The 10,254-nt window shown below is 62.8% G+C and carries 6 protein-coding genes and 1 pseudogene; 4 read left to right on the top strand and 3 right to left on the bottom strand.

Translation table 11 applies throughout. The features are described from left to right. The first annotated feature begins 413 nt into the window (after positions 1-413). A complete protein-coding gene (locus ACFCU0_RS08425; protein ID WP_434973220.1) occupies positions 414-1,067 on the top strand; it encodes a DedA family protein in 654 nt (217 codons plus the stop codon). 13 nt (positions 1,068-1,080) lie between these two features. Here the strand turns inward: ACFCU0_RS08425 and ACFCU0_RS08420 are convergent, their stop codons facing one another. From ACFCU0_RS08420 to ACFCU0_RS08410, 3 genes are all read right to left on the bottom strand, one after another. Continuing rightward, the gene (locus ACFCU0_RS08420; RefSeq protein ID WP_434973219.1) at positions 1,081-1,425 is read right to left on the bottom strand and encodes a hypothetical protein; all 345 of its coding nucleotides are present in this window, start codon (positions 1,423-1,425) and stop codon (positions 1,081-1,083) included. Positions 1,426-1,678: 253 nt separating this feature from the next. Beyond that, on the bottom strand, positions 1,679-2,497 hold the full coding sequence (locus tag ACFCU0_RS08415) for a hypothetical protein (RefSeq protein ID WP_434973218.1): 819 nt from the start codon (positions 2,495-2,497) through the stop codon (positions 1,679-1,681). 191 nt (positions 2,498-2,688) lie between these two features. Beyond that, positions 2,689-3,288 carry a hypothetical protein gene (locus ACFCU0_RS08410; RefSeq protein ID WP_434973217.1) on the bottom strand — a complete coding sequence of 200 codons (600 nt, stop codon included), beginning with the start codon at positions 3,286-3,288 and terminating at the stop codon, positions 2,689-2,691. A gap of 312 nt (positions 3,289-3,600) precedes the next feature. On the opposite strand from ACFCU0_RS08410, the gene ACFCU0_RS08405 reads away from it, so the two are divergent. From ACFCU0_RS08405 to ACFCU0_RS08395, 3 genes and pseudogenes are all read left to right on the top strand, one after another. Beyond that, positions 3,601-6,891, top strand: a complete 3,291-nt coding sequence (locus ACFCU0_RS08405) for a hypothetical protein (protein WP_434973216.1) — start codon at positions 3,601-3,603, stop codon at positions 6,889-6,891. A 168-nt stretch (positions 6,892-7,059) separates the two neighbouring features. Continuing rightward, positions 7,060-8,487 (top strand): MATE family efflux transporter, encoded by a 1,428-nt coding sequence (locus ACFCU0_RS08400; protein ID WP_434973221.1) that lies wholly within the window; start codon positions 7,060-7,062, stop codon positions 8,485-8,487. Between the two features lie 283 nt (positions 8,488-8,770). After that, positions 8,771-10,254, top strand: a pseudogene (locus ACFCU0_RS08395) (hypothetical protein); the annotation flags it as partial.

Genomic DNA, 10,254 nt, shown 5'->3' with positions numbered 1-10,254 from the left:
GTAAGCGTGGCGCGGATGACCCACCGTGTAGCCCGCCGCTCCGGTGGATGACGAAACGGGGTCGTCATCGGGGCCTTAAGGAAGCGGTGGGCGAGCGAGCCTTCGACCGTCATAAGCGGCGCGGCAACCGGGAGCAGGGCTAATGAACCGTGTTGATGGAACGTTGCCCCTCAAAGCACTGATTGCGAGGCCATTGTCCTTCGAAGTCGTTCCATCAACCGGTAGTCAATGTCTCGATGCAGTTGCAGAAACCAATTGCTGCAACATTACCCGCTCGTTTTAAAACGATGACGAAAGCGTAAGCCTGAGTTTACGTCCTCCGTCGGGTGGGGGCGTAGGACGTGGTGAAGCAGTCAAACCTCTTCACTGAACGCCCTTCCGGCCAGAAGCGGCATCTGACTATGCAGGTAGACGTGCTGTTTTCCAATATCGAGCGCCTGCTTCCGTGGCTTCAGCAGCACGGTCCGCTTCTGGTATTCGTCTGGCTTGCACTTGAAAACACTCTCTTCCTCGGTATCATCGTTCCCGGTTTGTCCGCCCTCTTGGTCACGGGGCTGCTGATTCACACGGGTGACGTTGCTCCGGTCGCGATGCTGGGCGCGGCGGTCGCTGGCACACTGATCGGGGATCAGATCAACTATGCCATGGGAAGATGGGGGCTTCGACGGTTCGGCTGCATCCGGCGCGTACTCGAGGACAACGAAGAGGCCCATCGATTCATCGAGCAGTATCCGCCGGTTGTGTATGTCTTCTTCCACTTCCCGCTCTATCTTCGAACGGTTTTCCCTCTCACACTCGGCTCGATGCGTTTCCCGATTCGTCGCTGGCTCTGGATCGACGCGATGGGCGCTCTCCTCTTCGTCGGGGTCTTTACCGGGATGGGATACGGACTCGCACGATGGGTTTTGGACGTGAATGATCTGGCGTCGATGCTCACGAACCTGTCGATCGTGGGCAACGCCGTCATCCTCGCTCTGTCCCTACTTTTTCTGGTCGGCACCGTCCGATTCGTCCGAATCCTCTGGCACGCATGGCGCGCGCCAGTTCCCCAGGATGAGATCGGGTAAACCAGACGAACCGTCAGTCGCCGAGCACGGACGGAAGCCGGTTCCGCTCGTTGATGAGATGAGCGAGTAGTAGGCGCCGGCGTCGAGAAGAGAGGTGTTCAAACCCTTCAGCAAGGGCTCGAATCGCTCGGTCGATGTGCTGACGGCGGACGGCAGGATGTTCGGTTTTCGTGGAAAGGGACGGTGTCGGACGTAGGTCCGGGATGGCGTGATCGTATCCCGCCGGATCCGAGTAGGCGGCGAGGTTGGTCCGGGAACGGGTATGCCGGTGGTCAAACGGGCCCTTCTCATCCGTGGATGCTGTTGATGCAGCACCTCGTGATTTGATGCCATTCAACGGCGACAGGCGGACGATCATGGGGTATCGTCGGTTTTCGCGAGCTTGAGAAAGGTGAAATCCATCAGCCACGTTTCGTAAGCCAACGTAATCATGCGCCACCATGAACCAATAGCGAAGCGATTAAGGATCGTCGCGTCTGGGCGACCCTCTCAAGAAAACCGCCGGAGCGAGCGCGCGTCTGGTGGCGGCTCCCCCCGGCGGCATCCGTCATCGGGCCGCATGCGAGCGAGCGGTCCGGTGAAACGGTGCGTCAATACGAACAGGTACTACGCTACGAGCACGGAACGTTGTCGAGCTCCGGCTCCGCACTCCAGCACGATTTCTCGTTGCCGTTGTAATCGGTGGACTGGATAAAGCCGGCCTTCGTGATCGCGTCCCAGGAGACGGTGGTTTCACTGACGGGCTCCACCTGAACGTACTCGACCGTCCGGCTGTCGCCATCGCGGGCGTAACGGATGGTGTCGCCGGCATCCCGCTGGGCACCGTCGGCAACCTCAAACGTGATGCTCTTCGTGGTCTCACTGTCGACCGTAAAGCTCGCATCAAGGACGTTACTTCGGGCGCCGTCGATCGGGTAGAAGAGCGACCAGGAACCGTTCGTCCCATCAAAGGACGAGCGACCCGTGTAGAGGGAGAAGTTCTGAAGCCCGCCCGTCGGTCCGGTGGCCGAGACGAACATTTCCCACACGACGTCCTCCCCGTCGGGCGTGCCTTCAAGACGGAAGGTTGCGTTCGATGAGTCGGTCTGTGCCGTTGACTCCCACACCCACGTGCCGCTCTCGATGACCGGATCGGCCTGAAGGGCGGCGGCCGTGACCAGCTTGGGGAGGGCGAGGTTGGCCTCGACGGCAAACGTGAGAGCGCTGACGGTCGTTACGCCGGCGAGGACGTGCGTCCCGGCTTTGGCCGAGGCGTCGGCCGACTGCGTCGTCGGATACGATTCGGTGTCGACCTCAAACGCGGCCGGCTCGATCGGTTGCGGCGCGTCCTCCGTGTTGCTGCCGGAGCTGTCGCATCCGGCGAAGACGAGCGCGGCGGTGAGAGCAAAAAGCGTGAGCGTTCGTCGGATGGCAGAAGCAAATGGGGTCATTACGATAGAAGGATCGGTGCAAGGAGAAGGCGGCGGGAGGCACAACGGGCCCGGGGACCCGTCATTATTCTACCGGACAAAGATCGTGCGTCGTCTCATGTCACTCTTGTACGCCGCTATGAACATCGCGGGGGTAACAGGACGGTGATCGCGGAACCTCCAGATGCCCAACGCAGGGTCGACCGGCGCTCTCATTTTTGCGCCGCTGGGCCTTCTGGCGTCCCGCCCATCCGCTCGAGGGTGTAAACCACGTCTCGCGTCGAGCCGTCGGACTGCGGGTATCGAAGGACGGCAGTCCAGCCGGTTCGCGACATTCGCTCCCATGTAAAGTTGTTCATAGCATGTTTTTCCGGTTCGAAATGGACGCGCGCACTGTCGAGCTCCGTCGCGATCCACGTACTGTTGCCGGACCGGTGGAGCAGCGTATCTCCAGAGCGAACAATCTCCCCCGTCGACTCCAACTTCGTCAGGGCGGAGTCGGAATAAACACGGATATGCATCGTCGAGTCATTCACCATATCGATGGCTTCGAAGAACGGCCTGTCCATGTCTCCTCCCGTTCCGCGCCAGGCACCATCCAACCATTGAAGATGGTCGAAGTCTGCGCCGGTGACGCGAACTGGATGACTCGTGCTCGCATCGGCTGTTGTGTCGTCGTCGGATGCCGGATCACGGGTCTCGTCACGGTCGTCGGGTGACGCACATCCCATGATGACGAGCGCCGGGATGAGCGCGAGTAACGCGAAGAGGCTTCGCCAAGGGATGGGCCCGGGTTTCGGAGTCGCAGACATAATCGGCGGGGAGAAAGACAATGGCAGGGTCGAGGAGGTGTCGTGTCACGGTCGCGCAAGCATCGATCCTAACCATCCAACGTGGGAATGCGGCCGGCTCCACCGGTAAGTTCTCGCATCGGCGTGCGAAATCGCACGTCCCGGTGTGCGTAGCTGCACGTTTCCGACACGGCGCCCACACGTCTATCAGGTCCCGCATCAACAGGCAGAGAAGGCGGCCGGTGGCACATTTGTGACGGAACGGTTAAATTTGGGCCACCACGCCGGCGTCACCTACCCGTTTTTCGTTCTGTCTACGACCGTCCTCGACCCATGCGTTCGACCCTGATATGCGCGATCTCCACGCTCCTGGTCATAGCAGTCGTTCTCGCCGCGTGCGGTGGGGACGATGAGCGGGCGGAATCGGACGCCTCCGATGAGGGTCCACCCGCCAGGTCGGCACCAGCCTGTTTGGACGCACAGTTTGCCAGATCGAGCGCCGAGCCGGTTGACCGCGTTCGCATACGAAACGTCCCGATGGTCATGCGGGACTCGCTCTTCGTAAGGGTCGTCGCTTCGGACGATTCGCTTCGGACGCTGGCGCCGGCGCGCCGAGTCGACTCCACGACGGCGGAGATGCAGGTGCCGATCCATCCGGCGTTTCGTCTCGAGGGAGGCGACGTAGAAATGACGCTCTCGAACGGACGGGTAGACTGTCCGTCCATCGAGTTTACCATTGACCCCCTGGAGCGCGCGGACGGAGAGACGGCGGCCGTGCTCGACACCGGGCGAGTGCTGGCTCAGGCGCACGCCCGTCACTTCGGCGTCGACGAGAAGGCGCTCCGGTCCGCACCGATCGATCGGCTCCCCGGCCCGGTCATCCCGATGGCTCTCGCTTTTAGAGCGATGGAGACCCTTCGCACCGATTCATCTGCGCAGGCCATGGACACGCTCGACGTGGCCGTTCTGGATGCCATCCTGGCAAAAGGACGAGCGCAGACCGTGCTTTCCGCTCAGTTGAACCGTATTCGGGCTACCGAACCGATCGTGTCACCGAGCGCCGTGACCGGGCACAGCGGAGATAAACAAGCCTCCCCGTTTCAGCTTGCGTCGCTTCCGGATCGGACGCCCGATCGCGCCGACGCACGCACGGCGCGTCTTCCGGCTGGGTCTCTGCCTCCGGCACGGCCGGTCACGCGGGCAGCAACGCAGACCTACCAGTGCCCGGATGAGGCACCGGTCCGGCCTCCAGATGGATTAATCCACTGCGCGAACTCACTCGTTCGGGTGGATCCACCGGACATTCCGGTCACGACACCGGAGCAGATGAGCAACCTCATGAGCATGTCCCTTCGCGGAGAGATCAGCCTGAGTGAAGGCGTCGTCGAGCATCTGGACCGGGCGATTGCGACGCTCGATGCTTCCACGGCGGCGTACGGCTGGGCCACGGCCAGCATGCCGACGCCGCAGGCGAAGAAGTGGTCCGCGGCGCTCGGATCTACGATGTTCGGACAGGCCGTTTATTTGAAAATTATCAAGCTGATGCGTCAGGCGGAGAGCCAGACCCTGCCGCGACACATCGCAGAAATGTCCGCTCGAATGAATCCGGCCGTCTACGACGAGGACGACGATCGAACCGGTCGCATCCAGGATATCCGCCTCCGGGTCGTTAGCAAGGGCTGGAAGCTGGATCGAACGCTGATGTCCATGGCGATGTCCACCATGGATATCGACTGGGTGAAGGGAATGTCTTTTGAGCTCAAGCAACTGGGGGTACCCGACATCGCACTACCCTCTGGAAATGAGCCGATCAACGAACTTTTCAGCACTCTTTTCGGCGAAGCGGTCAATGAACGTGCGACGAAGGATGGCGAGTCGACCGGCCTGCTGGCCTGCGTGCCATCCCAGAGCTACACGGTGTCGGTATGGGATACGGGATGGAACAACACCCGGATTCTGGATGGTGCCTCCGTTAAAGCCGTCGATTGGTACACCTACAAGCCGGTCACCGTCGGCGAGACGCGATTTAAGATTTCCCTGGCCGCGCCGTCGTACGACGACGTTCGGTTTGCGGGACAGGGCGCGCACGTGTGTCCCGTCGTGAAGGTCGAACCCATCGACGTTAAGGTGTCTCCGGCACGCGCCTCTGTGCAGGCGGGGCAGACGGTGACGCTGAATGCGGTCGTCGATCATGCCGAGGATCCGTCGCTCGAATGGGAGGTCGTGCGAGGCGATGCGTCGTGGCAGCGGACGGGACGCCACCGTAGCGATCCACAGCGAGAAGAGGTGGAGGTGACGATGCCGGATCCGCTGCAAGGGACGGTTGTCGTGAAGGCGCGCAGCACGGCTGACCGAAGTCACCTGCTTACGGCATCGAAAGAGCGATCGGGAGAGGCGCATCTTGGAGACGGTCCCGAGCAGATCGCCGGGCTCTGTGATCCGGACGTCATGGTGGATGCTGTGAATGAAGACGCGTCGACCGGTCCGGTGATGAATCCAGCGTATCTCGATTCTCGCGGCACGCAAACGCCCCATCCCGTTCGGCTGAACGTCTCCGGGCTGGGCATGACCGGGGGCGTGGCGTGCTCGCACCATGTCGGAATCATCGGTGAGGAAGGGGCCAGGATGGCCGGGCTCATTACCAGTGGAGAGGCAAATGCTGGGATTCAGGCTCGAGTGGAGGCCATGGAAGGGATTGCCGAGAACCTCGACAGTTTGCACGCAACCGGGAACCCGTCCGGACAGGCGATGGGAGATGCAGGGCAACGTCTGGAGGAGGCGACGACTCCTTCCGGTGGTCGACTCGATGACGTCGTATTTCAGATTTACAGCCCGACCGCGGTAATCTGGCAGACCGGAAGCCTTGACGACCCCCGGGCCGTGGCACATGGTGGAACCGCGGGATGGGCTCCGAATGCGTCGTTTCTCCTGAACATTCACCTCCCGGAGACGCGTCCGGCTGATCTGCAGCCCGGCAAGACCTATGCTGCGCGAGCGGTGGCCGGGGAGGCGGAAATGGCCGGTGTGGTGCCGACGCTCGGCGGCTTTTACAGTCGATGGAATGGGCAGGTCATCGATACGCCGGAATGTCCCGGTGCCGACGGCGAGCGCGAGGAGGTGCTGAAGGCCTGTCGCGGCGCTCAGCAGCGGATGAAGCAGTTGGAGAAGCGCATCGACGCCGCTGGTGCTGCGGCGGAGGGGAAAATGAACGAAGCACTCAAAGACGTCCCGGAGGGGTTTCGACCAGATATCCCGGCCTTCTCGGACATGTTAGAGCGAGGAGTAGCCGAAGCGGTAAACTGTGAGATCGAGGCGGGGCTCCGCTCGTTCAGCGGGACGATCGAGGAGGTCAGCGGGACGCTGACGGGAACGGTCACCATCACGGACATCACGGACACGGAGCTGGTGGGTACGTTTGTGCTCCGCGGGTCGGGGACGAAAACGATCGCTACGTACGAGCCGGTTGCCTGTCGAGAGCAGCCGGGGATCATCACGGGCACGCGACGTCGCACCGACACGCAACGGGGCCAGATTTCCGTCAGCGGCGAGTTGCACGCACCGAACGTGGAAGGCGGGCAGTTTCGCGTCACGATGACGACGGTCGAGGTGGATCCAAACCGATGAACGGTGCCCGGGGCACGATCATCCGGGTACCACCCGTGAAAAGCATCTAATCCCGTCGCCGCGAACGAACCTCCCCGGGTTGATTCAGGTCCATTATCTGCACCCTGACCATTCACCTACGGTTGGAGTGCGGCACCGATCAATCCTGAATCAGTTACTCCTCTGGTCATCTCGAATCCCGTTCGTGCACTTATCCAAGGGATCGGTCGCGGCCTGGTGTCGCTCGGTTGGATCGACAGGGAACGGGCAAGCCGCATCGCCACATTATCGTGGCCCCGTGTCATCACCGGCTTGGCGCGAATGTCGAAGGCCACGGCGGACGTGGCCATGGTCGGGGTGGCGCTCGGTCCCGCTGCGATTGCCGGGGTGGGGTACGGGCTGCCGTTCTGGATGCTTGCGTTTATCCTCGGCGGCGGTATCGCCGGTGGGACCATCAGCCTGGTATCCCAGCGTATTGGTGCCTCGCAGGATCGAGCGGTCAGCGCCGCGATCACGGTGAGTGCTGTTGTCGCTGCCGCGTGTACGCTACCCTTCGTCGCTGCTTTCGTGATCGCGCCGGAGCCCTTCATCCGGCTGATCGGGTCGGGGGAGGCGGCCATCGGCTACGGCGCCGACTATCTCCGAGTGGCGAGCCTCGCCATGCCCTTCGCGGCGTTGAATCTGGTGGCGAGCCGTGCGTTTGTCGGGGCAAACGACGCGCAGACCCCGATGATCGTCCGGGCCGGCGCGGCGGTTGGAAACGTGGTGGTGAACGTTCCGCTCATCTTCGTCCTGGACCTCGGGGTCGTCGGTGCGGCACTGGGGACCGTCCTCAGCAATGCCGCTGCTACGGTCGTCTTCGCGCGGGGACTCGCGACGGGGCGGCTGCCGCTTCTTGGACAACTGCCACTCCGCATCGATCGGGGCTCCCCGGTCTGGGACCACGCCACCGCGCAGTCGCTCGGTCGCATTGCAACGCCCCTCGTGCTGCGAAACGCCGCACTTAACGGCGGGGAGTTTCCGATGCTCGCCATCGTCAGTCTGTTCGGCCCCAACGCCGTGGCGGCGTTCGTCGTCGCCCTTCGCCTTCGTGCTCTGATGAACACGCCGGGGTGGGGCTTCGGGCTCGCCTCCAGCAGCCTCGTCGGACAGGCGCTGGGCACACGTGATGAACGAGCGGCCGACGGCTACGCTCGAGACACGCTCCGCTTTACCGTGGCCACCTATGCGGTCGTTGCCGCGACCGTGTTCGTGTTCGCCGAGCCGATCAGCAGCTGGTTCGTGCAGGATCAAGCGATCGTCTCGATGACAGCTACGCTCGTCCGCGCCACCTGCGTGAGCGTCGTCGCCTGGGGACTGATGAACGGAGCCCTCGGACCGCTCCGCGCCGGCGGCGACACACGCTGGCCGTTCTACGCGCAGGTGCTCGGCCTCGGCGCCTTCGCCGTGCCGGCGGCTTACCTCGGTGCAACGACCCCCCTCGGCCTGCCTGGCCTGCAGGCGGCCCTGATCCTGGAAACTGCCGTTCCGGCCACCATCCTGTACGCAAGATACCGCAGTGGACGATGGAAGAGAGCGGCCCTGCGTCCGGCTGAAACGGACGCCGGCGGTCGCTGATATCCTCGTGCCGTACGGTACGATCCCGTGACACCCGGATTCGCTTCAGATGCACCAAAGCTTCCTTTATGATGCCTGGCTTATTATTGCGTTTGGGTACTTCTTGCTTACATTGAAGTATCTATTTCGAACGTATGTGTGCGCGTGGCCGCGACCTTTTTCGTCGGCTTCCTGCGCAATGACACCGAGCGACCCACGACAGCCGTCCACAGGCGGCGCCCGTCGGATCGTCGCCCCCTTTTAGTGCCCGAGACAGCCCCGTCTCAGGGAAACCGCCTTTCCCATGGCTGAGTCCCGCCACAACTTCTGGAACGTCCTCGCGGCCGCTTCCCAGCGCGACCGCAATCCGGGGTTTCGGGATGCCCTTCGTGCGGTCATGCGAAAGGGACTGCAGTGGGCCGGAATTATCGGCCTGGTCAACATCTTCTGCTTCGTGGCCATCAACGTCCTGGTTCTGAATCAGGACATGATCCTGATCCCGGCCGGTCCCGGCAGCGTGGCTCCGTCGGACCTGCTGCTCATTGACGACGCGTACGTGGTCGTCATCTCGCTGATCTACCTGTGGCTTTCGTGGAGCGGGTGCTCGCTTCGAACCGGGCGCCTCGTCACCGCCGTCGCACTCATCTCGGCCGGGGCGGTGATGCTGTACGACGATCCGGTGTTCGGGAATAACCTGCAGAATGCCGGGTTCGTCACCATGCTTTATATGGTGGCCGTGATTGCCATTCCGTTCCGGCCCTGGCACGTCCTCGCTCTCGGACTGTCGATCGTGAGCGTTATGCTGTCGCTGTCCACGCTGGGCGTTACGGCGGTGCTACAGCATATCCCCGTAATTGGCGTGGCGACGGCGCTCATGACGGGCATTTCCGTTCTCCTCTACAACAACCGGTGGTCCGAGTACGCCGCCCGGCAGCAGACGCAGAAGGCGCTTGGTGAGCACCGCCTGCTGCTCCGGACGACTCAGGAGGTCGGCAACATCGGGGGATGGCAGATGGACCTGGTCGAGGGTACGCTTTCGTGCACCCGCCAGATTTACCGCATTTACGAGCGACCGGTGAACGCCCCGTTTACGTTCGACGCCCTGGACGATCCGATCGATGACGGCGCCAACGCGACGTTCCGATCGGCCGTCACGCGCTGCGCGCAAACCGGCGAGCCGTTCGAACTGGAGCTTCCTCTCGCCGTCGGAGAAGGCAAGTGGGTGGAGGTCCGCGGCGATGCCATCCGGCGGCATGGGGAGATCGTCGAGATTGCCGGGACGCTTCAAGACGTGACCGATCGTCATACGATGGAGGCTGAACTCCGCGCCGGACGGGCAACGATCCGGTCGCTCTACGGCGCGATGGAGAACCTTCTGCGCGCAAGCGGTCGGGCAGAGGTCGCCATGCAGATCGAAGGCCTCGTCCGGCGAACGCTCAAGTACCCGGTCGCCTCCGTCCGCTTCTTCGAAGAAGGAAAACTGGTCACGGTCGACGAGTCAGACGCCGGTGCGGGGCGGGGCGGAGACGGAGCCTACACCTGGGCGGCCTGCGACATTCATAGCGAAACCCCGGCAGCGGAGGCCTATTGCACCGGCGAAACGCTGCGGATTGGCGATACATGGATCGAAACGCCGGGCACGTCAAGCGGCAGCGTGCGGTCCGCCGTGTACGTTCCGGTGGCGAGCCATGGCGTCATCTCCGTGGGAAGCCGCGAACCGAACGGCATCAGCGACCTCGACGTCCGCCTGATCGAGATCATGGCGGCCAATGCGGCCGTCGTCCTGGA

Origin of the sequence: Longibacter sp. (genome assembly GCF_051155795.1) — a bacterium.
Classification (GTDB): domain Bacteria; phylum Bacteroidota; class Rhodothermia; order Rhodothermales; family Salinibacteraceae; genus Longibacter.
This window is presented reverse-complemented; position numbering and strand designations above follow the sequence as displayed.